We start from the raw sequence: 25,078 nt of genomic DNA on the forward strand, positions 1-25,078 counted from the left end.
AAAGCTATGTTTTTCCTAATACTTATAAATAAACTCTATCTTCTTATACGAAAGCGAAAATTGCGCTAACCCCTACATAAGAAAGAAGAACGAAAACGATCAAAGTAACGTAAGTCATGATTTTTTGCGATTTAGGTGAAACTGTTAGACCCCAGCTCACTGCAAATGACCATAATCCATTAGAGAAGTGGAAAATTGTCGAAATGACCCCAACTAAATAAAATGCAATCATAAATGGATTAGAGAAAATCTCTGCCATCATGTCAAAGTCAACCTCTGCACCTAATGCTGCTTGAATTCTAGTTGACCAAACATGCCAAACTAGGAAAATCAACGTAATGATTCCGCTTAGACGTTGTAAAAAGAACATCCAATTCCGGAAAAATCCAAATCTACCCAAATTATTTTTAGCAGTAAACGCGATATAAATCCCGTAAACTGCATGATAAATCAAAGGTAAGAAAATGATGAAGATTTCCAAGAAATAACGAAACGGTATGCTTTCTAAGAAATGTGCTGCTGAATTAAATGATTCCGGTCCCTTTGTTGCCATATAGTTGGTAACTAAATGCTCCAACAAAAACAGCCCGATCGGAATAACTCCAAGTAGTGAATGAAGTTTACGATTCCCAAACTCACGATTTTTTGCCACTAAGTGCCCCCCCTTAATTTGTGAAAAATCATGCAAAGATAAACTGGTGGCTACCTTTTATCTCCGCGTGAAAATAAAGTATAGAGTTTGAAACATCCCTATACTTTCTTACAATTATGTGACATGTCCATTTTACTCCTGACTTCTATGTGCGTCAAGAAAACGGATACAAGAATTCTCTTTTTCAGAATAGATTTTATTGGTTAAAATTGTATAATTTTTAATTGTCAAGATTATAACTTGGAGAAATTAGTAATTAATCTATTAATATCCCGGAATAATTTCTCATTTTTTCCCAATTACGATTGAAATAATAAAAAAACAGTATAATTTGCAAAAGAAAAACGTTTATAATAGATTTACAGAAAGAGGCGATAAACTATGAAAAAAAATATTGCTGCAGCGATAGAAGAAGAAGAAATTCAAACAGAAGAATCTCATGTTCCAGCTTTCGGCTACGAATTAATCCGAGAAGTTTTATTGAACGATATTCTCGGAAAAGATTCTAATCAAATTCTCTATTGGGCAGGTAAACAATTAGCGAGAAAATTCCCACTGAATGGCGAACAGGAAGTTGTTGCATTTTTCCAAAATGCAGGCTGGGGCCATCTTGAAATCATAAAGTTTTCGAAAACCGAGATGGAATTATCCTTAACAGGTGAAATAATCAGCCGTCGCTTAGATCTTCATCCTGACTGTCACTTCCAACTTGAAGCCGGTTTCCTTGCCGAGCAGTTTACACTGCAGAAAAAATTCTTAAGTGAATCGACAGAAGAAATCAAACGCCGTGCAAAAAAAGTGACATTTACCATTCAATGGGATCCTAGAGACCCAATCTAATGAGCCTAAAAACAGACTTACCCTTTTTATCGGAAGTCTGTTTTTCATTAGACTCCAAGCAATCAAACAAGCACTTTTGCATGCTGTCCTAATTTAAACGCTTCATGAAGTGCTTCGACTGCCTTCACCATTTCCTTTTCATTGACGACAGTTGAGACTTTAATTTCAGATGTGCTGACCATTTTCACTTGAATACCTGTGTTAGCCATCACTTCAAACATTTCGGCAGCCACTCCCGGATTAGATACCATTCCTGAACCGACGATAGACACTTTGGCCAATCCGCCCTCCGTTTCTATTCTATCGAATGCCAATTGGTCTTTATTTTTTTCTAGCACGTTTAAAACAGCTTCCGTATCTTCACTTTTTATGGAGAAAGAAAGGTTTGTTGTATCCTCTGCTGTCATGCTTTGGATAATAATGTCAACGTTTATTCGGTTTTTTGCAAGTGTCATGAAAATTGTGGATAATGATCCTAGTGATCGGGGCAAACCATTCACTGTGACCCTTGTAATACTGTCTTCAAAAGCAATACCGCGTACAATTAAATTTTCTTCCATAGTTGCTTCCTCCTCAATGGTAGTTCCTGCTTCTTTCTCCATACTCGAACGGACTTCAAGCGGAATCTGGTGGTTTTTCGCATACTCAACAGCTCTTGGATGAAGGACACCCGCCCCTAGATTGGCAAGTTCTAGCATTTCATCGTAAGAAATAGATTGCAGTTTTCGAGCATCTTTTATGTAACGTGGGTCTGTTGTAAATACACCCGTTACATCGGTATAAATATCACATCGGTCCGCATTTAATGCTGCAGCAATAGCCACTGCAGTCGTATCAGACCCGCCCCGCCCTAGTGTCGTGATTTCTCCATTTGCATCATTCCCTTGGAAACCTGCAACGACCACAATTTTCTTTGCCTGAAGCTGAGCTTGAATTCTCGAAGCATCAATGTTTAAAATCCGGGCATTCCCATGAACGGATTCTGTTTGCATGCCAGCCTGCCAGCCGGTGAAAGAAATAGCTTCACGCCCCGCTTCAATTAAAGCCATCGTTAACAGGGAAATCGTGACCTGCTCTCCAGTCGTCAATAACATATCCATTTCCCTCTTGCTTGGATTTTTGGAAATATCTTGAGCCATGTAAACTAATTCATCTGTTGTTTTCCCCATAGCTGAAACAACGACAACTACCTCATTCCCATTCTCTGCTTCCTCGATTACTCGATTGGCAACATTTTTGATTTTCTCGACACTACCGACGGATGTCCCGCCAAATTTTTGAACGATTAATGCCATCCTAATGCACCCTCTTTATCTTTTTTAGGCAATAAAAAAAGCAATGAGAAATATCTCATTGCTGTGATCACGTATTTAATACAGTAAACACAGTGAGATAGCTCTCCAGGGTATACCCCCTGACAATCCGCCATTTATTAAATGTCAGACCAGAAAAACAAGGCATGAGTCTTGTCCTCCTTCGGCGTTATCCCCTTTCAAAACCTTTCATCGAAGCTCATACTTCTCCAGGTTTTTACTCTTGAATTCCGCACCTCTATCAGCACTTTTAAGTTGTCTAGTTGAAAATTCCTTCTTATCATAGCATAGAGAAATGTAGGTAGCAAGATTATTCTTGCAATTTTCTAACGATTCCTTCAGCTACTCCTTTTGGCATGCCTGCCTCTATAATTTGTTCTACCGATGCCTCTTTAATTTTTTTCAATGAACCAAAATGCCTTAACAATTGCTTTCTTCGTTTTTCTCCGACTCCAGGTATATCATCAAGCTGCGAGTGAACCGCATTTTTCCCGCGTAGCTGGCGATGAAACGTAATCGCAAACCGATGCACTTCGTCCTGAATTCTTTGCAACAGATAAAATTCCTGGCTACGCGAATCAAGCGGTACCAGTTCCAGCGGATTGCCAATCATCAATTGCGATGTTCTGTGCTTTTCATCCTTAATGAGACCAGAAAGCGGAATATCAAGACCCAGTTCATTTTCTAAAATATCTCGAACAGCCTCCACATGACCCTTTCCACCATCAATAATGATTAAATCCGGAAGTGGCAGCCCTTCTTTTAAAACTCGTGAATATCTTCTGCGTACAACTTCACGCATCGATTCATAGTCATCGGGTCCCTGGACAGTTTTGATTTTATATTTGCGATACTCTCTTTTTTCCGGCTTACCGTCAATAAACACAACTAAAGCGGAAACCGGATCACTGCCCTGAATGTTCGAGTTATCAAAAGCCTCGATCCGATGCGGGGTATAGATGCCTAATTGCACCCCAAGATTTTCCACCGCATTGATCGTTCTTGCTTCATCCCGTTCAATCAAAGAAAACTTTTCCTGAAGGGCTATGGCAGCATTTTTATTCGCCAATTTAAGCATATCCTTTTTCGATCCCCGTTTTGGATGAATCGTCTTCACGCCAAGCAGCCCTTCAGCCATTTCCGCATCTACTGACTCTGGCAGCAAAATTTCCTTTGGTTTAAAGTGATTGGTAATCTCGTAAAACTGACCTAGGAATGTAAGAAGTTCCTGATCCGGTTCATCATACACTGGAAACAGGGAAACATCCCTTTCTATCAATTTCCCTTGTCGCACAAAAAATACCTGAACACACATCCAGCCTTTATCATAGGCATAGCCAAATACATCACGGTCGATAAAATCAGTCGTCATCATTTTTTGCTTCTCCATCGTGATATCGATGTGGGCAATTTTGTCACGGAACTCCTTTGCCCTTTCGAAATCAAGCTCTTCTGATGCCTCTAACATTTTTTCTGTCAGTTCTTTTTTTATCTCAGTATGGCCGCCGTTTAAAAATCGGTTGATATCATCCACCATTTTTTTATATTCCTGTTCCTCTACATCATACACACATGGAGCCAGGCACTGCCCGAGGTGGTAATAGAGACAAACGCGATCCGGTAGGGTATTGCATTTTCTAAGAGGATAGATGCGGTCGAGTAATTTTTTCGTTTCATTGGCCGCAAAGGCATTCGGATACGGACCGAAATATTTACCTTTATCTTTTTTGACTTTTCTCGTAATGATTAGACGCGGATGCCGTTCAGCAGTCAACTTGATGAATGGATACGTCTTGTCATCCTTCAGCATGATATTATATTTTGGATCATGTTTTTTGATTAAGTTTAACTCTAAAATGAGAGCCTCAATATTTGACGAGGTAACGATGTATTCAAAATCGTCTATCTCATTAACGAGTCGTAACGTTTTCCCATCATGGGAACCGGTGAAATAAGAGCGCACACGGTTTTTTAATACTTTCGCTTTTCCTACATAAATGATCGTTCCCTGACGATCCTTCATTAAATAACAACCTGGTTGATCGGGAAGAAGGGCAAGTTTATTCTTTATTTGTTGGTTCATACATTCAGCCTCCTGTTCTCCCTTTTTACAATTAATTATATATCAAGATAGCGAAAAAAGCTTCAAGTCCGCAGACTTGAAGCTTTTTTTAGCTAACTTAATATTAAGCGTGTTTTGCAATAAGTTCAGCAAGAGCTTCTTTAGGTTGGAAACCAACAACTTTATCTACTACTTCACCGTCTTTTAGGACGATTAATGTCGGAATGCTCATTACGCCGAATTTTCCAGCTGTTTCTTGGTTTTCGTCTACATCCACTTTTACGATTTTAGCTGTGTCGCCAATTTCAGTATCAAGCTCTTGAAGAACAGGAGCAATCATTTTACAAGGTCCACACCATGGAGCCCAGAAGTCTACAAGAACGACACCTTCGCTAGTATCAGTTGTGAAAGTTTGGTCAGTTGCATTTACAATAGCCATATATATATCCTCCTCAAATTTACTCAAATAACTAAAGACAGTATACCATTGTTACTAGAATCGATGCTAATATTTTGCTTCAGTGGTAGGATGTCCAAAAACAGAGTAAATATACAGGTTTCTTACCTCTTCCTGATAGCTTAATTATTAATTAAAAATACAACACACAAAAAAAAAAGGCATTTATCAGTTAACTGTCAAATGCCTTGTTCCTTACCTATATTGTTTATACTTTAAATGCTTTCTATTACGCGTTCACTTTTAACTTTTTGAATTCTTCTGTTAGTAATGGAATGACTTCAAAAAGATCACCGACAATTCCATAATCAGCTACGTTAAAAATGTTAGCTTCTGGATCTTTATTGATGGCAACGATAACTTTAGAGTTGGACATACCAGCTAAATGCTGAATAGCTCCAGAAATTCCGCAGGCAATATATAGGTCTGGAGTAACAACTTTACCCGTTTGGCCGATTTGCAAAGAGTAATCGCAATAGTCTGCATCACATGCACCACGAGAAGCACCGACTGCACCGCCAAGAACTTGAGCAAGTTCCTTTAATGGTTCAAAACCGTCTTCACTTTTTACGCCACGTCCTCCGGCAATGACTACTTTTGCTTCTGAAAGGTCGACCCCTTCACTTGCTTTTCTCACAACATCTTTAATAATCGTACGCAAGTCTTTAATATCTACACTTAATGTAGAAACATCACCAGAACGGGACTCATCTTTCGGCAATGGTTCAATATTGTTTGGACGAACAGTTGCAAACACAATTCCAGCTGTGACAATTTTCTTTTCAAATGCTTTACCAGAATAAATCGGGCGAGTGAAAACGATGTTTCCGCCTTCTTCTTCAATAGAAGTAACATCGGAGATTAAACCCGATTCAAGCTTGCCAGCTAGTTTTGGCGCTAGATCTTTTCCTAGTGCAGTATGACCGAAGAAAATGCCTTCTGGTTTTTCCTGCTCTATGACAGCAAGCAAGCTTTGCGCATAACCATCTGATGTATATTGTTTTAATTGATCATTTTCAACTGCTACAACTCGGTCTGCACCATACTGGATCAATTCATTCCCAAAATTTTGAACACTGTCACCAACTAAAACACCTACGATTTCTCCGCCATCTGCTGCAAGTTTAGCCGCACCGATTGCTTCAAATGATACATTTCTTAGTGAACCGTCGCGAACTTCGCCCAATACAAGAAACTTTCTAGCCATTTATAAAAACCTCCTGTGCTCTATTTTATCTTTTTGTTGTGTGTAGTATATTTTGAAAAGAACCGCTTCTATTAAATTACTTTTGCTTCACTGCGTAATAATTGAACAAGTTCGCTAACTTGATCGCTAATCTCGCCGTTCAGCACTTTTCCAGCCTCTTTTTTAGCAGGAAGGTAGATTTCAATTGTTTTTGTTTTTGCTTCAACATCTTCTTCTTCCAAATCCAAGTCGTCCAATTCTAATTCTTCAAGTGGTTTTTTCTTCGCTTTCATGATTCCTGGCAAAGAAGGATAACGTGGTTCGTTTAATCCTTGTTGAGCTGTTACTAGCAATGGAAGAGAGGCTTCGATTGTTTCAGAATCTCCTTCAACGTCACGGATAACGCTTACATTTCCAGCAGCGATGTCCAATTTAGTGATTGTTGTAATATATGGAATTCCCAAAATCTCAGCAACGCGCGGACCTACTTGGCCGGAGCCTCCGTCGATTGCTACGTTTCCAGCAATGATTAAATCAGCATTTTTACCTTTTAAGTATTCACCAATAATTTTGGCAGTCGTGAATTGATCGCCATTTTCTATGTCGTCTTCAATATTTATTAATACGGCTTTGTCAGCACCCATAGCAAGCGCAGTGCGCAATTGCTTTTCAGCTTCTTCAGTTCCAACGGAAATAACCGTTACTTCTCCACCTTGTGCATCACGAACTTGGATTGCTTCTTCTACAGCATACTCATCGTATGGGTTAATGATGAATTCTGCTCCATCCTCATTAATTTTCCCGTTAGAAAGTGTAATTTTTTCTTCTGTATCAAATGTTCTTTTCAGCAGCACATAAATGTTCACGATAATACCTCCCGAATAATTTGAGTTTTGAAGATTATGAATTTTTTAAACATACTACTTGTATTCTTCAGATTTCATCAAAATCCTGCATAATGTATAAAAATAAGTTATTAATTCACTAGTTTTGACATGAAACACTACTATTTCCCTTTAAATATTGCTTCTCTTTTTTCGATAAAAGCACCAATTCCTTCTTTTGCATCAGCAGTATCGAAGGCTTGGCAGAATAGGACAGCTTCTCTTTCTACACCTTTATAGTAGGAATCATGCTTAGTATAATTTAATAGTTCAATAGTCGACTTTAATGCAAGAGGGCTTTTCTTTGCGATTTTAAAGGCTAATTCCTTCGCCTTCGGAATAAGTTCTTCATCTGTGAAGGCATGATTAGCTAATCCACATTGCACAGCTTTTAATCCTGTAATTGGCTCACTTGTAAATAGCATTTCAGCGGCCATTGCCGTACCGACATAACGAGGTAACCGTTGTGTGCCTGCAAATCCAGGAATTAATCCAAGCTGTAGCTCAGGCAAACCTAGTTTTGCTCTTTCTGTTACTAAACGGATGTGACAGGCCATAGCCAGTTCCAATCCCCCGCCAAGCGCTGCTCCATGAATAGCTGCAATAACCGGTTTTGGAAAAGATTCAATTTTTTCAAATACAGATTGACCATTTTTGGTCAGTTTCTCGAAAGCTTTACCGTTTTCTACCTCTGTAAACTCTTTAATGTCTGCTCCAGCAGAGAAAAACCTACCTTCTCCATGAAGAAGGACAACCCGTACGTTCTCGTTCTCCGCAATTTGATCGAAGGCTTGTGACAGCTCTCTAATGATTATCGAAGACAACGCGTTTGCAGGTGCATGATTAATCGTTATAAAAGCAACATGATTCTCGATTGAAAGCTTAAGGTATTCCATATCTATCCCTCCCGGCATGCTAGTCAAACTTTTTCGAAAATTCAATATGTATCACTTCCCCATAAAACTGGAAAGCTGATTAATCGATTTTTTTGAGGATGACTAAGCCACCCTCTATTAAAATCGTTAACTTTTCAAGCTGCATCCACCCAGTAGAAGGCGGTGAACATCTTTTGCAAGGTCTGAGAGTGAATACTTTTGCTCATTCATCACCCAAGTTGTCACTGTTTCGTCAATCGTTCCAAAAATCATCTGCCTAGCAAGTAAATGATTTAAATCCGGCAGAAATTCGCCGTTCTCTTTTCCGTCTATAATGATCTGATCAATTAAATTTAAATATCCTCTTAACACATCATTAATTCTTAGGCGTAATTCTTTATTCGACTGTCTTAATTCCAACTGAGTGACGATTGCTAAATTCACGTCTTCTGAAAGGATTTGAAAATGTTTTTGAATGAGCACATACAGCTTTTCTGAAGCTGAGCTCTTTCCCTTAAGTTCTTCTTCAATCTGTTCTACAAAATAGCCCATCTTTTCATGAAATAATGATATTAAAATATCTTCTTTATTTTTAAAATAAAGATAAATGGTGCCATCCGCAACGCCTGCTTGCTTGGCGATTTTGGATACTTGTGCTTGATAATAGCCGTTTTGGGCGATGATGATAACGGCTGCATCAATAATTTGATTATACTTCGGTCTGTTGCTTTTCACTGGATGTCCCCTTTCAGAAAATGAATGAATCATCATTCATATTTCTATCATAAAATGGCGACCCTTTACTGTCAAGCAAAAACTTCTTAAGAGTCCTACACATTCCAATATGTTTATTGTACAGCTCAGATCTTTAGGTTGTCCAGTTGTTCTGTAAAAACACGGAGCTAAATGAACAATTGCTCCGTAAGAAGGTTAAGCTTCTTTACGCTTCTTTTCTTTCCTCTGATATTTTTTTCTTTTCTTCATCAATAAGGACTCTGCGTAATATCTTTCCAATCGTCGTTTTAGGAAGTTCCTCTCTAAATTCATAGCTGCGCGGTACTTTATAGGAAGCTAGACTCTTTCTCGCAAACTTATTCAATTCTTCTTCTGTCACACTTGCACCTTTTTTCAGAACGACATAGGCTTTGACCGTCTCACCACGATATGGATCTGGGATTCCTGCCACGACTACCTCCTGAATGGCCTCATGCTCATATAGTACTTCTTCGACCTCACGAGGGTAAATATTGAAGCCGCCTGCAATGATTGTATCTTTTTTCCTTTCGACTACATAAAAGAAACCTTGCTCATCCATGTAACCTAAATCGCCTGTAAGCAGCCAGCCGTTTTTAAATGTGTTTTCCGTTTCTTCCGGACGATTCCAGTATCCCTGCATTACCTGCGGCCCTTTTATTGCAATCTCACCAATTTCATTCGGCGGAAGCTCTTCGCCACTTTCTAGTGACAGAATTACTGAGTCCGTATCCGGCCAAGGCAATCCAATGCTTCCTTTAACCCGAGGCTGATCCCAAATAAAGTTGGCATGGGTAACCGGAGATGTTTCCGTAAGACCAAAGCCTTCAACCAGCTTCCCGCCCGTAATTTTCTCAAACTGCTCTTGAATCTCTAATGGAAGTGGTGCTGAACCGCTTATACAAGCATTGATAGAAGAAAGATCATATTTTGCAAGATCCGGATGGTTCAAGAGACCGATATACATCGTTGGTGCGCCTGGAAACATTGTTGGTTTCTGCTTTTGAATTGTTTTCAGCGTTGCTTTAACATCGAACCTTGGCATAATGATCATCGTGTTCCCTTCCATAACGGAAAGAACCAATACAGTCGTCATACCGTACACATGGAAAAATGGAAGAATCGCTAGAATCCGTTCTTCACCACGTTTATTTTTATAAAGCCAAGCATTACACATTTTCGTATTTGCAAGCAAGTTCTTATGGGTGAGCATAACCCCTTTAGGAAAACCGGTTGTTCCTCCTGTATATTGTAAAAGGGCCAGGTCATTCTGCACATCAATCGGCTCAGCGACTTCTTCTGGTATTTTTCGTTTCATGATTTCAGTAAATAGATGGTGATTACCCGCATGCTCCACATTGATGACAATACCGTATTCCTTTTTTTGAATAAAGGGATAGATAAGATTTTTCGGGAAAGGCAAATATTCTTTGATGGCGGTTATAATGATGTGTTCTATTTCTGTTCTTGGGGCAACCGCAGTGACACGGGGAAATAAAATATCCATCGCTACGATTATTTTCGCTCCGGAGTCTTTCATTTGATACTCGAGTTCGCGTTCCGTATAGGTTGGATTAGTTTGAACTATGACTCCCCCAGCCATTAGTATCCCAAAAAAGCTAATGACACCTTGCGGACAGTTAGGAAGCATGACGGCAACTCGTTCTCCCTTTTGAAGACCGATACCTTTTAAATAGGCTGCGAACTTTAAAGCTGATACGTACACTTCTTTGAAGGTTAATTCCTTTCCCTGGAAATGAATCGACACCTTATCAGGAAATTCATCAGCGGACTCTTTCAAAAATGAATAAAGAGGTTTATCTTCATACGACAAAACAGCTGGTATTTGTTCCGGATAAATAGCTTGCCACGGCTTATTGCTCATTTGCCCCCTCCTTCTGAATATTCTCAATACTCTTTTCCATTATAATACAACCGGGATTTTCTTACAATTGCTGAAATTTAGAAAAAATAAGCATAAAGGCTGATAATCAGTTGTAGAGCAGTGAAACCTCGAATCTTTAAGATTTATAGGTAGGGGTTCTAAAATAGAGTAAAGGGGCAGGTAGATTGATACTTTCCTTACTTCTCGCGTAATTTTTTCTTAATTTGTTCACTTAATTTTCAAGTTCAGTCGTAAAAAGTTAAATGATATGAAATGAGTTTATCGCAATATGCCGGGGTTTATTAAAATATTTAATAAGAGAAGGCTGCTTTTCATAAATAACTTTGTATGGCTCCTAAGAGATTTAATCTAACGGATTAATTCATTCTACATTACAAAATTATTGAATGAGTTGATTCTTTTTTTTCTTCCTATAAGAGATTGCTGCTGATATTGTGTTGGTGTAACACCTTCATGTTTTTTGAACACCCTTGCAAAATAATTTGGATCGGAGAATCCACATTTCTCGCTTACTTCCATTACGTTTTCCCTGCTGTAGGTCAAACATTTTTTCGCTTCTTCAAGTCGACGGACCGTAACATATTGAGTAATCGTATAACCAGTCTCTTGTTTAAAAAGTCTGCTAAGATATTGGCCACTAAGAAAGACCAACCTGGATAAAGTATCTAAATTTATATCTAAGTGATAGTTATTTTCTATGTATTCCATGACTGTTAAAATATCGTCATGTTCACAGGGTGCTTTTAAAGAAGCTGAAACCGAGCGTTTTACTAAAGGTATATATTTGTTTAAGGCTTGCTCGATTTCTTTCGGGTGAGCAGGTTTTAATAAATAGTCACCTGTTCCTGACTTAGACGTTTTAAATGCTATGTAACTTTCATCGTACCCCGTTAGGAAAATAATTTGGCATTCCGGAACATCTCTTTTGATCATTTCCGCTGCCACCAAGCCATCCATGATAGGCATTTTAATATCCATAAGGATAACATCCATTCGATTTTGTTTAGCTATGTTCATGGCCTCCACCCCGTTTGTAGCTTCGAATAATTGGCTTATTCCTAGATTTGCTCTTTTAATTATCATTGTTAGCACTTCTCGTTCTAATGGTTCATCATCCACAATCATTACCTTCAAGACAAAACACCTCCTGGATTAGGGATGACTATCCGTACCTTCGTGCCATTTCCAGGTTGGCTTTCTAACGCTGTAATACCGTACTCTTCCCCAAAATAAAATTGAATTCGCTTATGGACATTATTCATCCCAATTCCTGTAGTATGACTATTTTTTCTCACACTTGGTTGTAAAAAAATAGAGGATAACGTTTCCTTTGTCATCCCCACTCCGGTATCAGAGATTTCTATTACGACATTGTCATTTTTTATAAAAACATGAATTTTTATATCAACTGTACTATTATTTGGTTCAAACCCGTGAATGATAGCGTTTTCAATTATAGGTTGAATAGAAAGAATAGGCATTTTCAATGCTTCGGCATCAACTTCTACTATTTCTTCGTATTGAATTCTGTTACGAAAACGAGACTGTTGAATACTTATGTAATTTTTAACATAATCCAATTCTTCTTTTAACGAAACATGCTGATCTATATTACGCAGACTGTACCTCATGATTTTAGCCAATGAATACGTCACTTTTTGTGTTTGTTCCGCGTTCTCTAAATAAGCTAATCGGGAAATAGTGTTTAATGTGTTAAATAAAAAATGAGGATTAATCTGGGATTGCAATACCTTAAACTGTGCTTCCTCAAGAAATTTCTCCAGTGTGGCACGAACCTCCATCTCCTCCATCAACTTTTGATTCTTCTCATTTAACTCATCCTGCGCAAGATTATTAGCACCAGTTTTGATAATATAATTAGCTACTAGCTGAAGCATTTCTATTACTGCTTCAATTCGCTTGCGACCTGTAAATTCAATCTTCTCTACATAAAGCTGTATGAGCTCTTGATCCATTGGTATATGTTTTATTTTCTCCCTAATCTGGTTCACATGCTTTTCATCACGATTTTCTAACAGCACCTGGCCACATAAAACAGATCCAAGGTACTCCCCATTAAGAATAATAGGAGCAGCTATATCAACTAGACCAGAATGGCAATAATGCAAGATGGGCTTTGCCTGTTTTGCTGCAATGAGCCCCACCTTTTGATCCGACAATACACAGCATTGCAAACCTTCTTGGGAGGAGCGCATATGGTTACAAAAACTTGTGAAATTAGTTGGTATGGTTACAGGTATCCCCTGCTGATCCGCAATTATTACTCCAAAACCGGTAGCATCTGAAAAGCGTTTCTGGATATCCTGAAGAATATCCACATTCACAACATTACGTAATGTCAACATAGTTAACCTATACCTCCACATTAATTATCTTTTTATTTTGAAAATTAAAAATCATATGTCTTTTTACATTATAACTAATTAATTTTCAATAAAAAGTATAAAGTTCCGGAGTCAACCAAATAAATTTTTTTGTGAAATAAAAAGACTTGAAGACATGCTGCGTTAGAACTAAGAAAGCCTTCTTTCTGATGTTAGACTTGGTGCAAATTCGGTTCAATTGTCCCTGTCTGATGATTTACATAACGAGCTAGTACAAATAAGTAGTCAGACAATCGATTTAAATATTTTATTACAATTGGATTTACCGGTTGTTCTTTGTTAATTGCGATTGCATTACGTTCCGCTCTTCGGACAATGGTTCTTGCACTATGAAGTGATGCACCGATTGGACTTCCACCAGGCAAAATAAAATTAGTAAGAGCTTTAAGGTGTTCTTCCATTTTATCTATTTCTTTTTCCAAGAAGTGAACATCTTCTTCTTCTATCGGCCACCCCACTTGTTTCCCTATAGGAGTAGCTAATTCTGCTCCAATGTGAAACAATTTCGTTTGAATAATATGTATTGTTTCCTGTAATGACTTCCATTTCTCTTCGGCAGGAGCAAAAGAAAAAGCTAACCCAATCATGGAATTGGCCTCATCACATGTTCCGTAAGCTTCAACATACACAGATGCCTTTGACACTCTCTTTCCATATACGAGACTTGTTTCACCTTTATCACCAGATTTAGTATAAACCTTCATTACTTACACCCTCTCTATTTTTTTTGATAATTATATACCGCTCTCATCATGAAGCTTTTCATAAAAAATGATAATCGCTAAACCAGAAATCGGTGGAATTCTGATTGTTAAGAGGCTTAAAAAATCTCTGCATTATGGGAAATCACTCTGGTATCAATGCCCTCATTTCAGTTCACGTTATTTAAGGCGAATGTCCATAAAAGCCCAGTTGATTCATGTAACAATCAGTGAAGAAGATAAGGAACCTCCACTGATTGTAATTTTGCTTTATTCATGGAGAATCCCAATTAATTTTTAAATTCATACAGTGCATCAACTGCACTCTGAGCTACGCGTATATCTTCATCAACGGAGCCACCACTTACACCTACTGCTCCGATAATTTGCCCGTTATTATACAATGGAATGCCTCCGCCAAATACAACAACCCGTCCGTTATTTGTAGTATTAATACCATAAAGTTCTTTTCCATTTGCAGCTACTAGAGCCAAATTCTCTGTCGTCATTTTCATGGCTATTGAAGTCCACGCTTTGTTTTGCGCAAGTTCAACGCTTACCAATAAAGCATCATCCATTCGGTGACAGGCGACAAAATTCCCTCCTTCATCCACAATGCTTATAACCATAGGTACTTTAATTTCGTTCGCCTTCTTTTCAGCACTCTCAATCAGATTTTTTGCTAATGTTAAATTGATATGACTCATTTTCCGCCACCCTTTCCTCTTAAAAAGCTAATGGCAATCCTTTAACTAAACGAGCTGCGTTCTTCCCTAATTTGCGACCGTTTTGAATGATGTCTTGTAAATAAGGTTCTTCCTGCTTCAAATTCTCGTGATGTACACATATATTCCCAACGCGATCGATGCCAATCCCCACTTTCAATGGAGACATACATGCTGCTTTACTCCCTAGTTCAATATAGTTGCTCGCTTTATCACATTTTTGTACTAAAAACGAAACCCCTTCTTCTTCTAGTCCTGCACATATTTCTTGAATTTGATTAACATTAAGAGCGCTGTCGTACAAAATTGCAATGTTTACTTCACGTTTATTCATTTAAATACCTCGTGCCTGACAGAGGCTAATATCAATCCAGTAGCCACTGCATTTCTCGGACCTTCTGTGCCGCGTATATTGGCAAAACCTGCTACAATCCCGTACTTACCCAATTCCTCTGTTAACATTTGTGGAATTTCAAAGTCTAGTGCAGATCCCCCCACCATAACGACAAAAGAAAGGTGCTTTAAATTACCTGTGGGGATTACCCGCTTAAGGGCGCGCAGCGCATTCGTCACAAACACCCTCCGTTTTGCACTTCTTCGGGTATCTCTAATTTTCTCCATAGATGCTTTGGTTGCTAAAGGGATAAGATCATCTTCTTCCCGGATTACAACTTTCCCAAATGTATATGGAGGAAAAGGGGTTTCAGAAAATAGCATCGTTCCGTCTTCTAGCTGCATATGGAATAAACTTAATACTTTTCCTAAAGGATGCTTTTTTATTTTTTCAGCGAGTTCCTTGTTGCCTAAAGCGAGTTCAGAATTTATGAGCATCGTGACCATGTCCCCTGCCCCAGCCAAGTGACTCGATTTAATTTTGCCCGATTCATTCATCATTGCAGCATCAGTAGACCCTCCACCCATATCGAGAATTACGATTGGCTTTCTCGTACCAGGGGTCGTTAGGGCTCCTCGAATGGCCATTTCCGCTTCAATACCGCCAATTTCTACGGCGACGCCAATTTCCTTTTCCAATAAAGAAGCCACTCTTTGGACAGGAACTTTGTCTGTTTTAACCATTGAGGCTAAAGCGACTCCGCTTTCCATGGATAGCTCACCCGCCATAGCCCCGTTAATTGAAGTCGGGATTACTGCATCAACGGCGAGAAAGTCAGAGATTGTAATATCATTTGGTAATTGTCCAGTGAGTTGGGCTAAATCATGCCGGAGACCATTAAACATCCCTCCAACATTGGTGCCTGTTTCTCCATAGACGTCTACCAATACTTCTAGCTTTTCATAAGTATTCATTATCGCTGCAGCTCCATCATTAATGGACACTTCTAGCTTTTGGTTATTCGCTCCTTTTAGAAGGACCCTTCCCGCTTCTATTTTTCGTTCGACAACTTCCCCTTTTGGTGTTCGAATTACCACCGCTGATCGATTGCCAACTAATGCTTTGGCAACTAACGCAATTTGTATCGTTTGGTCAGGATCCAATTGAAAAACAGTAGAAAGACCGTATGGATTGCTTAACGTCCGAATCACATGGCCCGGTAAAGCCACTTCTACTGCTGCTAATTTCAACAGAGGAACTTTTTCAATCATAGCTACCTCGTCCACGATGGGAATCTTTTTGTTCAGACGATTGTGTATTAATACTCCATCATCTTTTTGTACAACGGCACCGGTGATAGAAATCCCTTGACTTACTACCCGATTCAATTGGTGAGCAGCCCACTCATAATCAAAGTTTCTAGGGATAACAGCAATATAGTCTTGCCCCTTTTTTTCTACGTCCAATAATTGATCAATCAACACCGTTATTCCCACTCCTAACCCTGCTCCACCCGGAGTATCAGGGTTATGACCTATCATAGAAGATTCCGTGATAATGGTTTCGCTAATGAGATCCATGGCCAAATCACCTATAACCGGCACAGCATCATTCAAGCGAATAAGATCAATGTCTTTTAACTCGATGCCTGCTTTTTTAGCTGCTTCCTGCAAAGCTAGGCGAATGCCTTTCACGTTATCAGTCGTTCCTTTTATACCCGTTGTTTTCACTAAATACTGTGAAAAAAACTCTGTATGGTTTCCTTCCACACTTGCAATCGCCACTTCCGTTGATGAATTTCCGATATCTACACCAGCTAGAATCTTTTTCATCACTCTTTAATCCTCATTCCTCTTTAGCCTTCCTCGTCTTTCATACACATCTGCAGCTTCGCGAATTAATTTTGCATTCTCTAATGCCCCATACTCTTCTTCTAATTCATTAGCTATCGCTAAAAGCTGTTCTTTAGTCGAACGATTAGGGCGCATTGCATTATAAATTTGTAAGATACGGGCATCGGAAATATTAATCATTTCCGATGCTCTACGGAAGTTTTTTGCCAGCTGTGTTCTTCCTAAACTTTCACTAATATCTGCGTGCATTTCAAGCGTTTTTGGACTGATACGCAAGTCTGTTTCAGTTACGTCTCCTTTTAAAGCAGCATCCAATGTTAAATCATTGTAGGGTTTTTCTGTACGTGAAAATAATAAATCAGGCCTTTTTATCCCGAGTGGATAGTCATTTTTTGTTAAATTTACCTTTTTTTTCGTTGTTAGATTTTCCATCTGAATTCCCTCCTAGTCTTTAATTAAAAATTCTACTTTTAATTCAACTGGCTTTTGATCTGGAATAATAGATTGGCACTCTTTTAAATAGAGCAAGGCCGCTGCTGCTTGGTATTTAGGCCGTGTCATTTCGTCATTTAACACCGGTACAGGGCTAGGGCTTTCCCCTAGCGCGTACATGGCCGCGTTTCGTCCAATCGCCCTATACATGTCTAACGTAATTAAAGGTGATTGAGGAAATAATTCAAGATTGGTGAGCGGGTCTAAATCTCGTTGATGGATTACTGCTGTTCCCCTAGATTGCAGGCCTATACTGATTCCTGAACCACTCATTTGGGCTCCTCCATGTGCCATAAAAGCCAAATCAGCAGTGCGCAAGCTGCGAATGACCCGTGGTACGGCACCTTGCTCTTCAATCCCGGAAAGGATTTCACGTAGGACAGAAGCGTGATCGACTTTCACAATTGTTTTATTCATTTCTTTTCCAAAAGCAGGAGCGATCGCTACGATCACTTCTCTCGGATTTGTTCCTTTCGTGGCCGTTCCGATATCTGTTAATTTCATCTCTATTAAAAATGTTGTCGTCATATTCAATTCCCCCTTAATCAAAATCTTGCGGACTAATGGCTTGACGAATGTTTTTAATTTCTTCCCATCTTTCCGGACTGAGTCGATAGCCCGTCCCAGGTCCCTTGTAATCGTTTTCATCATTTACCGCACTTATAACCACATTATCTTTATTAATAATGGCTGATGTATGTAAATAGTCACCAGCTACCCTATGTTTCAACATATTGAAAATTCGTTCTGCAGTTTGTCGATAGCCACGCTTAGCTAAGATAAGAGCTACATCAAAACCTGAAATCCCATCTCGTAGTATTCGCTCTGCTGCCTTTAAATCTTCAACAACATTACGCTGCGGCATATCTACACTGCTGTTAGCATAAGTAGCCGCTTCGATTTCCTCATCTGTAATCACAGGGAATCCTAGCTCTTCGAAAATAACTTGTAAAGCTTTTGCTGCTTGATAACGGGTTTTGATAAGGCTTTCTTCATCCACCGGTTTTAATCCGCCGTCCACCATCATATCTCTTTGAATAATTAAGTAATCGTCCAAATCACTAGAATCCATATTAGAGCCTGCAAACATATCCTCATTGTTTGGTACAGCAGCAAATCCGGCAAAGATAAAATCTGTACCAGGAAGCATTTGACATAGCATTTTAGCGCTGCGTCGGATTTCCGAATGAGAAAAGGTTTGGTCATTTCCCGAAGCTACCTCCATATCAAACAATGTAGTAGCTAGGTTTTCTGCTAAGACAGCGCGGATTCCACTCGGTACCGAGGCTGGTATGCCAATACAACTGATGGAACCGTTTTGCAGCCCTTGAACGCCCGCTCCTTTCGCCATCATGACACAGCGAATCTCTAAATAAAGCATTGATTTTCCTTCTGCTCCGGCCATTTGCACCTCGGAACCAGTACCTGATGTAAAGCGCATTTTAGCACCTCTTGAAGCATAGGCAGAGGCTAAAAATGATTTCGACCAAGGCGTGTCATCCCCATCCATGAAGACTGATTCCGTACCATAGATAGAGACAGTTTCCGCATAAGAAGTCATTCCAAGCATTGCTAAGCGAAGTTCCGTCGCTTCTTCTAAAGAATCTTGAGTCAAGATTCCATTCCTTGCAGTTTGGGAACCTACAAGTAATGCCAATGCGTTAAAGGGGGCATAACGGGCAACTCCGACAGTTGTTTCTTGTTCATCAAATCCATAGAGTCCGGCTTCGGCAGCGTCTGCTGCCATTAATACAGGATTATCTCGTACATTCGTCACATGACATTGGTTAGACGGTGTTTTCCTTGCCCTCATTTTTTGTAAAGCCATCATCATTTCAACAACATTCATATGATTTAGGACTTCTAGAACTTTTGCGGGTGTGAGCCCTTTTGACAATCTAACAATTTCTGAACGAGACACATTAATATCCACGAGTTTCTTAGCAATCTCCAAGCTGTCAAGAGCCATGACTTGTTCGGTTAAGCTTCTATCTATTGTGTAATCTGCAATAAATTGATCTAACATATCAAAGTCTTCTCGTCTTTTCCCATCCAACTCTACTATCTGACCATTTTCTATTGTAATAGAAGGCTTGGGATCATTAGGGCTCGACATAGCAACAAATCCCATTTCAGGCCATTCTTTAACAAATCCATCTTTATTGACCGGTCTTTCTTCTAAGATCTCAAATCGTTTTGAGCGTAGCATAAGCGAATCCCTCTTTCTATGATTAGTTAGTTATTGAATAGCCTACATTAATGAGTTAATAAAAGAAGTAGAGACTTCTTCTTGGGTACAATAGCCACAATCAAAAGGCAATATTAAGGGCTTAATGATAATGATCTCCACCCTTTTTTAGCTTGGATATCATATTCTACTTTGTTAACTGTTTGATGGAGTTTTTATGACAATGTCCCTCCTTAAATTTGTTTCGTTTGTTTTATTATAATTTTCAGAATTATATATGTACCTAGACACAATTTGCATTCACTAGCATTTTTTTTACTTTTTAGCTATTAAATTTATTGATGAGTGACTAAACTCCGATTTTGAATTAGCCTTTGGTGTTTGAACACAGTATCTTAAGAAAACTCCTAACCTTGCAGACCTTAAAAAATGGAACAAAAAAAGGAGTAATCTTTACTCCTTTTTGAACTTTAGTTTTTAATCCTATACCAATATTTATATTTTTCTTCAAACCCTAATTTAGCGTACAGGTTTAATGCAGGGGCATTCGATAATATAACCTGTAGGTAAGCATATTTCGCCCCATTTTCTTTTCCCCAATGCAAGAGATTTTTATTGAGTTTTGCTCCATACCCTTGGTTTCGAAATTTTTCTTGCGTAACAATATTGAACAACCCTAAGTATTCGCCTTCTAAAACACCCAGTCCACACGCTAACACTGTTCCGCTATCATCAGTCAGCAACATAAAGCATCTGTCTGGAATAATATTCTCTAACATTTTTTTAAAAATTGTTTGATCATGATCACTTATATGGTTTAACAGACAGAAATTACGAAACCAGTTTTCATTTAATTGATTATAATTGAACTACCCACCACTTATCGACCTTACGGTCTGATTGAAGTGGGGGATTCCTAAGAACATTAGCCTATCGGCCAATTTTTAATTAGGCTACTCCCGTAATTCCTACGGTTAGAAGCCTTATGGCTTCATTCATTAGATTGAGTCCTGCGTTAATATCTCGATCGTGGTAAGTAGAACAAAAAGGACAATCCCATTCACGAAGATTCAGATGTTTAACGTCTTTATTTTGGTAACCGCAGCTAGAACACAATTGGCTAGAAGCAAACGTTTTAGATACGGTCACGATTTGTTTACCATACCATTTTGCTTTGTATTCCAACATTTTTTTGAATTGGTACCAAGATACTTCACTAATAGCTTTAGCTAGTATGTGATTTTTCATCATATTCGACACTTGCAAGTCTTCCATTCCAATAACATCGTGGTTTTTGATGATTTCGGTAGAAACTTTATGTAAGTAATCCATTCGGGCATTTGACATTTTTTCGTGTAGGATAGCCACTTTTCGTTTTTGTTTTTGATAGTTTTTGGCTTCAGCCAATGGTTTATTTTGATTCAAGGCTATTTCTTGTCGCCTTGAAAGAATCCGTTGTGCTTTGGCCAATTTCTTTTCGACCGTCCGGAAGAATTTTGGATTTTGATAGACCGTACCATCTGAAAGAATAGCAAAGTTCTTCAAACCAACATCTACACCGCACGAACGATTCGTTTTAGGAAGTACTTGTACATTGGTTTCGGCTAAAACGGAAATGAAATATTTACCCGAAGGGTTCCGCCTGATTGTGGCATTGATGATTCGCCCTTCGACTTCGCGGCTTTTAGCAAAACGAACTAGACCGAGTTTTGGCAATTTGATTTTGTTTCCAACAATTCCAATATTCCCATTCGTATGTTTAGTTGTATAGGACTGGATAGGATTCTTTTTCGATTTGAAGCGTGGTGACTTGTTTTGCTTTTTATAATATCGACTATAGGAATCTGCTAAATTTTCCACCGATTTCTGTAAGGCAATACTGTCTACTTCTTTCAGGAAAGAATACTCTTTCTTTAAAGCTGGAAGTTCTTTGATTGTTGCGTATTTATTCAGAAAAGAACCTTTCCATTCATTAGAGGGTAATTGGCCGTTCTGCTTCATTTCTTCACAGATATACCAGTAGGCATCTTTCTCCTTTTGTTTGCCTAAAAAGAAGTTATAGACAAAACGGGAGCAGCCGATCGTTTTATTGATTAGAACTAGTTGTTCTTTAGTTGGATAGATTCGAAATTTATAAGCTTTGTTTACGACCATTGGTTTCACCCCCTTATAGTTATTATTAACCACCGAACGTATGTTTGTCAAAAGATTACTTTGGCTTATGCCAACCGCCATTCATCTCCCCTTACCGTTGGGCTCTCGCCCTTCACACGTTTGAAGAGGGAATATTCTGGCGGGAAATGATAAATTTACGTTTGCAGTGCCGGTAAAGCGTTCATTGATAGTTCTTCAATCTTTTGTATCAGTTTAGACTGATACACTTTTCGTCCTCCTCTTCCAAACTGTCAATATAACCATTTATACACTCAAAACATCATTTTTTAATAGGAGCTCAAATAAAAGAAGCGACACAAAGGCCGCTTCTATCAGGTGAAGAATATCATATAAATGATTCCAAGCAGAAAAAAAATTCCGCAACAAACGATTAGGATTTTTGCAAGTTTCTCCACAGTTTTCTCCCTCTCATGCAGAGCATTAAGAAATTCCAGCGCCGATGACAAAAGATAAAGCGATTGAAATGATCATCGATAGGAATCCAACTGCCCGATTATCTTTTTGTATCTCTTCATCTATTTTAAATCCAGGCGTCATAAATTCAAAAATAAAATAACCGATCAGCAGCAGGACAAATCCGTATACGCCCCAGCCAATCATTGTAATTATCGAGTTCTGAAGGAGAATAGATTGTTGAAATACATAGGCAATCCCAAAAATCTTGCCGCCTGTGGCCATCGCGACAGAAAGATTTCCCTGTTTGATTTCCTCCCAATTTTTGTACTTTGTGACAAGTTCAAAAATGGCTAAAAAAACAATAATGCACAAAATAACAACACTGTAACGAGCAGCTATATATACATATTCATTTTCCCACATGTTCTCCATGGTACAACTCCCGAATGGTAACTGACCATCCGGCTTGGCAGAATAGCCGGAATGACCACTTTCCTTTATTTAAATTCTACCACCGTCACACCTGTTCCACCTTCTGCAGCCTCGCCGAACCGAATTCGTTTGACAGAGCGGTGATGTTTCAAGTATTCCTGAACACCTGACCGGAGAGCTCCCGTTCCTTTACCGTGAATGATAGAGACACTCGAATATCCGGCCAGCAGAGCATCATCAACATATTTCTCCACTCTGGACAGTGCATTTTCGAAACGTTCCCCACGAAGGTCAAGCTCAAGGCTAACGTGATAATCTCTTCCTTTTATCGTGGTAAGAGGTTTCGTTTCTTTTACTTTTGTAGTCTTAATGAATTCTAAGTCAGATTCCTTTACCTTCATTTTCATGATTCCGATTTGAACCTGCCATTCATTACTTGAAGCTTTCTCAATTAGATGACCTTTTTGTCCAAAGCTAACAACCTTAACTTCATCTCCAGGTTTTAAGCTTTTATCCAACGGTTTAGCCACTTTATTTGCTGATTTTTTTATTTTAGGCGCTGCATCTTCAAGTCGCTTTTTCGCGTCGATTAATTCATGCTCTTTGACATCAGCATGCTTTTCAAGACGCAGTTTACGTAAATCAGCAATAATTGCTTCCGCTTCTTTTTTTGCATTTTCCACAATGGCAGCTGCTTCTTTTGCTGCCTTTTCGACCATCGCATCCCGTTCTTCATGGTATTCACCAATTTGCTTTTGAAGGTCTTTATGAAGAATTTCAGCCTGTTTCAGGTGATCTGCGGCTTCTAGTTCCTCTTCTTCGGCCTTCTTACGGATATCTTCAAGGGACGCTATCATATTCTCAACTTTATTCGTATCTTCACCGATATGGCTGCGGGCGTGGCTAATAACGCTCTCTTCCAAGCCAAGACGCTTGGAAATTTCAAACGCATTACTCCGCCCCGGTACACCAATCAACAGTTTATATGTTGGACTCAAGGTTTCTACATTAAATTCAACACTTGCATTTATGACGCCTTCCCTGTCATATCCATACGCTTTCAATTCTGGATAATGGGTCGTTGCAATCACACGTGCACCGCGCTTATAAACTTCATCCAAAATCGAAATGGCTAATGCGGCACCTTCCTGAGGGTCAGTTCCCGCTCCAAGCTCATCGAATAAAACAAGGCTATCATAATCGACATTCTTTAGGATATCGACAATATTGACCATATGGGAAGAGAATGTACTTAAGCTTTGTTCAATCGACTGTTCATCGCCAATATCGGCATAAACAGAGGAAAACACAGCCGTTTCAGACCCATCCAGCGCAGGGATTTGCAGACCGGACTGGGCCATTAACGTACAAAGGCCAATCGTTTTAAGGGTAACGGTTTTACCCCCTGTATTGGGACCAGTGATGACGATTGTCGTAAATTCATCACCTAGGAAAATGTCATTAGCCACGACAACATCACTCGGAATGAGCGGATGCTTCGCTTTGAATAATTTCACGCGTCCTTCATTATTTAGAATCGGTTTAGACCCTTTTATCGCTTTTGCGTACTTTGCCTTGGCGACAAGGAAATCGACTTGTGCGAGCACCTTAACATTGTGAAGCAATTCCGGGGTGAACTCACCGACTTTTTCCGATAACTCGACTAAAATCCGTTCTATTTCCTGTGTTTCCTTCACTCGTGTTTCCTGAAGTACATTATTCAATTGAACGATTGCCTGTGGTTCAATAAACAACGTTTGTCCGGATGAAGATTGATCATGAATGATCCCGCCATACACACTTCGATATTCCTGTTTTACTGGGATAACAAAACGGTCATTGCGGATTGTGATAATGGCGTCTGACAACATTTTCGACGCATTGGAGGAACGAATCATACTTTCGAGTTTTTCCCTGACACGGCTTTCGTTCGTACGAATCTGGTTTCGAAGGGTACGCAACTTATCACTCGCAGAATCCATCACTTCGCCGTGCTCACTAATAGCATAAGTAATTTCCTGCTGCAATTCAATCAACGGATGAAGTGAATCAATATATTCTGCTAAAAGTGGAACTTCGATTTCCTGCTCCGCGATTTCATCAAAGAAACGACTCAGAATTCTGCCGGCACGAAGCGTACTCGCAAGCTCCATCAATTCCATCGGTGAAAGCATACCGCCAATCTGAGCCCGTTTTGCATGTGGACGGATATCAAAAATTCCGCCCAATGGCAAATTTCCTTTTAAACGGACAATTTTGGCTGACTCATCTGTTTCTTCCTGCCACCTCGATACTTCCTCAAAGTCAGTAGAAGGCATCAATTGCTGTGCCTTCTCCTTTCCTATGGAAGAGGATGCATGTGAGACTAATTGTTCTTTAATTTTATGAAATTCCAATGTCTTTAAAGCTTTATTATGCATGGAGTTAAAGCTCCTCCTCTTTTGTGGGC

At 39.2% G+C, this 25,078-nt stretch carries 23 protein-coding genes and 1 riboswitch; of the genes, 1 reads left to right on the forward strand and 22 read right to left on the reverse strand.

All coding sequences use genetic code 11. The features are described from left to right. Positions 1 to 43: 43 nt before the first annotated feature. The gene (locus JFV29_RS20620; protein ID WP_201186095.1) at positions 44 to 652 is read right to left on the reverse strand and encodes a succinate dehydrogenase cytochrome b558 subunit; all 609 of its coding nucleotides are present in this window, start codon (positions 650 to 652) and stop codon (positions 44 to 46) included. Between the two features lie 381 nt (positions 653 to 1,033). Between JFV29_RS20620 and JFV29_RS20625 the strand changes: the two genes are divergently transcribed. Then, positions 1,034 to 1,492 carry a YslB family protein gene (locus JFV29_RS20625; RefSeq protein WP_201186096.1) on the forward strand — a complete coding sequence of 153 codons (459 nt, stop codon included), beginning with the start codon at positions 1,034 to 1,036 and terminating at the stop codon, positions 1,490 to 1,492. Positions 1,493 to 1,554: 62 nt separating this feature from the next. On the opposite strand, the gene JFV29_RS20630 is transcribed toward JFV29_RS20625, so the two are convergent. The 21 genes from JFV29_RS20630 to JFV29_RS20730 form a co-directional block, all read right to left on the reverse strand. Next, a complete protein-coding gene (locus JFV29_RS20630; RefSeq protein WP_201186098.1) occupies positions 1,555 to 2,787 on the reverse strand; it encodes an aspartate kinase in 1,233 nt (410 codons plus the stop codon). Between the two features lie 90 nt (positions 2,788 to 2,877). Next, positions 2,878 to 3,054, reverse strand: a riboswitch (Lysine riboswitch). Between the two features lie 61 nt (positions 3,055 to 3,115). Beyond that, on the reverse strand, positions 3,116 to 4,888 hold the full coding sequence (uvrC, locus tag JFV29_RS20635; protein WP_201186100.1) for an excinuclease ABC subunit UvrC: 1,773 nt from the start codon (positions 4,886 to 4,888) through the stop codon (positions 3,116 to 3,118). 103 nt (positions 4,889 to 4,991) lie between these two features. Continuing rightward, positions 4,992 to 5,312 (reverse strand): thioredoxin, encoded by a 321-nt coding sequence (gene trxA / locus JFV29_RS20640; protein WP_328113193.1) that lies wholly within the window; start codon positions 5,310 to 5,312, stop codon positions 4,992 to 4,994. 241 nt (positions 5,313 to 5,553) lie between these two features. After that, positions 5,554 to 6,531, reverse strand: a complete 978-nt coding sequence (locus JFV29_RS20645; protein ID WP_201186102.1) for an electron transfer flavoprotein subunit alpha/FixB family protein — start codon at positions 6,529 to 6,531, stop codon at positions 5,554 to 5,556. 71 nt (positions 6,532 to 6,602) lie between these two features. Continuing rightward, positions 6,603 to 7,376, reverse strand: coding sequence for an electron transfer flavoprotein subunit beta/FixA family protein (locus JFV29_RS20650; protein WP_201186103.1), 774 nt, complete (start codon positions 7,374 to 7,376; stop codon positions 6,603 to 6,605). Between the two features lie 140 nt (positions 7,377 to 7,516). Continuing rightward, positions 7,517 to 8,290 carry an enoyl-CoA hydratase gene (locus JFV29_RS20655; RefSeq protein ID WP_201186105.1) on the reverse strand — a complete coding sequence of 258 codons (774 nt, stop codon included), beginning with the start codon at positions 8,288 to 8,290 and terminating at the stop codon, positions 7,517 to 7,519. A 126-nt stretch (positions 8,291 to 8,416) separates the two neighbouring features. Then, positions 8,417 to 9,004 (reverse strand): TetR/AcrR family transcriptional regulator C-terminal domain-containing protein, encoded by a 588-nt coding sequence (locus JFV29_RS20660; RefSeq protein WP_201186107.1) that lies wholly within the window; start codon positions 9,002 to 9,004, stop codon positions 8,417 to 8,419. Positions 9,005 to 9,209: 205 nt separating this feature from the next. Next, positions 9,210 to 10,907, reverse strand: coding sequence for an AMP-binding protein (locus JFV29_RS20665; RefSeq protein WP_201186109.1), 1,698 nt, complete (start codon positions 10,905 to 10,907; stop codon positions 9,210 to 9,212). Between the two features lie 387 nt (positions 10,908 to 11,294). Then, entirely contained in the window at positions 11,295 to 12,053 is a 759-nt protein-coding gene (locus tag JFV29_RS20670; protein ID WP_242486980.1) for a response regulator transcription factor, read from the reverse strand. 5 nt (positions 12,054 to 12,058) lie between these two features. Then, positions 12,059 to 13,294 carry a sensor histidine kinase gene (locus JFV29_RS20675; RefSeq protein WP_201186112.1) on the reverse strand — a complete coding sequence of 412 codons (1,236 nt, stop codon included), beginning with the start codon at positions 13,292 to 13,294 and terminating at the stop codon, positions 12,059 to 12,061. A gap of 191 nt (positions 13,295 to 13,485) precedes the next feature. Next, positions 13,486 to 14,037, reverse strand: a complete 552-nt coding sequence (locus JFV29_RS20680; protein WP_201186113.1) for a cob(I)yrinic acid a,c-diamide adenosyltransferase — start codon at positions 14,035 to 14,037, stop codon at positions 13,486 to 13,488. Between the two features lie 287 nt (positions 14,038 to 14,324). Continuing rightward, complete coding sequence (locus tag JFV29_RS20685; RefSeq protein ID WP_190271080.1) at positions 14,325 to 14,741, reverse strand: GlcG/HbpS family heme-binding protein; 417 nt, start codon at positions 14,739 to 14,741, stop codon at positions 14,325 to 14,327. A gap of 19 nt (positions 14,742 to 14,760) precedes the next feature. Further along, positions 14,761 to 15,093 (reverse strand): glycerol dehydratase reactivase beta/small subunit family protein, encoded by a 333-nt coding sequence (locus tag JFV29_RS20690; protein ID WP_201186114.1) that lies wholly within the window; start codon positions 15,091 to 15,093, stop codon positions 14,761 to 14,763. Then, positions 15,090 to 16,925, reverse strand: a complete 1,836-nt coding sequence (locus JFV29_RS20695) for a diol dehydratase reactivase subunit alpha (RefSeq protein WP_201187979.1) — start codon at positions 16,923 to 16,925, stop codon at positions 15,090 to 15,092. Before JFV29_RS20695 ends, JFV29_RS20690 begins: the two co-directional genes overlap by 4 nt. Before the next feature lie 6 nt (positions 16,926 to 16,931). Continuing rightward, entirely contained in the window at positions 16,932 to 17,378 is a 447-nt protein-coding gene (locus JFV29_RS20700; RefSeq protein WP_201186115.1) for a diol dehydratase small subunit, read from the reverse strand. A gap of 12 nt (positions 17,379 to 17,390) precedes the next feature. Continuing rightward, on the reverse strand, positions 17,391 to 17,966 hold the full coding sequence (locus tag JFV29_RS20705) for a propanediol/glycerol family dehydratase medium subunit (RefSeq protein ID WP_190271077.1): 576 nt from the start codon (positions 17,964 to 17,966) through the stop codon (positions 17,391 to 17,393). 13 nt (positions 17,967 to 17,979) lie between these two features. Next, positions 17,980 to 19,647, reverse strand: a complete 1,668-nt coding sequence (locus JFV29_RS20710) for a propanediol/glycerol family dehydratase large subunit (protein WP_190271076.1) — start codon at positions 19,645 to 19,647, stop codon at positions 17,980 to 17,982. Positions 19,648 to 20,096: 449 nt separating this feature from the next. Beyond that, on the reverse strand, positions 20,097 to 20,405 hold the full coding sequence (locus tag JFV29_RS20715) for a GNAT family N-acetyltransferase (protein WP_201186116.1): 309 nt from the start codon (positions 20,403 to 20,405) through the stop codon (positions 20,097 to 20,099). Between the two features lie 169 nt (positions 20,406 to 20,574). Then, a complete protein-coding gene (tnpB, locus tag JFV29_RS20720; RefSeq protein ID WP_201186117.1) occupies positions 20,575 to 21,780 on the reverse strand; it encodes an IS200/IS605 family element RNA-guided endonuclease TnpB in 1,206 nt (401 codons plus the stop codon). 441 nt (positions 21,781 to 22,221) lie between these two features. After that, the gene (locus JFV29_RS20725; protein ID WP_053347227.1) at positions 22,222 to 22,629 is read right to left on the reverse strand and encodes a DUF350 domain-containing protein; all 408 of its coding nucleotides are present in this window, start codon (positions 22,627 to 22,629) and stop codon (positions 22,222 to 22,224) included. Positions 22,630 to 22,694: 65 nt separating this feature from the next. Then, a complete protein-coding gene (locus JFV29_RS20730; RefSeq protein ID WP_201186119.1) occupies positions 22,695 to 25,049 on the reverse strand; it encodes an endonuclease MutS2 in 2,355 nt (784 codons plus the stop codon). Between the last annotated feature and the right edge of the window lie 29 nt (positions 25,050 to 25,078).

Source organism: Peribacillus sp. TH16, from assembly GCF_016651095.1.
Classification (GTDB): domain Bacteria; phylum Bacillota; class Bacilli; order Bacillales; family DSM-1321; genus Peribacillus; species Peribacillus butanolivorans.